The sequence below is a fragment of the Streptomyces sp. ATLC9 genome, from assembly GCF_057196705.1.
The window spans coordinates 1-573 of record NZ_JBXUOY010000573.1; the positions used below are offsets into that span (position 1 = coordinate 1).

Here is a 573-nt window from a genome sequence, read left to right on the forward strand (position 1 = left end):
CCCCGTGGGGTGCCGCCCGCCGCGCCGGAGCCTCTTCCGCCAGGGCCCGTCCCGCGCTACTCCCCCGTTATGTGCCGTACGAACCGGCCCCAGCCCTCGCGGCCGACCGCGAAGGCCGGGCGGCTCACGTCCTTGGAATCCCGCACGTGCACGGCCTGCCCGGTGACGGCGACCTCCACGCAGTCATCGCCCTGGGCGCTGCTGTAGCTGGACTTGAACCAGTCGAGTTCCGTCGTCCTCACAACTCTCCTCGCATCCGCTCCAGCAGGCCCGCGGACTCTTTCGGGGACAGGGCCCGCGAGCGCAGTCTCGCATAGCGCTTCTGGACGCGGCTCACCTCTTTCCGGTCAGCGATCAGGCGCCCGTTCTCCTGTCCCTCCGAGTACGCCAGCCACTGCCCGTCCGGTGTCTCGAGCAGCCGGACGGGACCGGCGAGGCAGGCGTGTTGCTCGCTGTCCGCAGCCTTGACTTCCTCCCCCTCCTGAAGGAGGGGGATTCCTACGGCTCGCGCCGTGGGGTTTTCTGCTTCATCACCGACTGCCCGCCCGGAGTGCTCCGTTGAGGTCTTACACC

At 69.5% G+C, this 573-nt stretch carries 2 protein-coding genes; both read right to left on the bottom strand.

The window, feature by feature from the left end; translation table 11 throughout:
- Window positions 1-56: 56 nt before the first annotated feature.
- Window positions 57-242, bottom strand: a complete 186-nt coding sequence (locus tag AC2CJA_RS27120; protein ID WP_484605269.1) for a DUF397 domain-containing protein — start codon at window positions 240-242, stop codon at window positions 57-59.
- The coding region (locus AC2CJA_RS27125) for a Scr1 family TA system antitoxin-like transcriptional regulator (protein WP_484605270.1) at window positions 239-573 on the bottom strand (335 nt) is incomplete at its 5' end. The genes AC2CJA_RS27120 and AC2CJA_RS27125, both read right to left, overlap by 4 nt.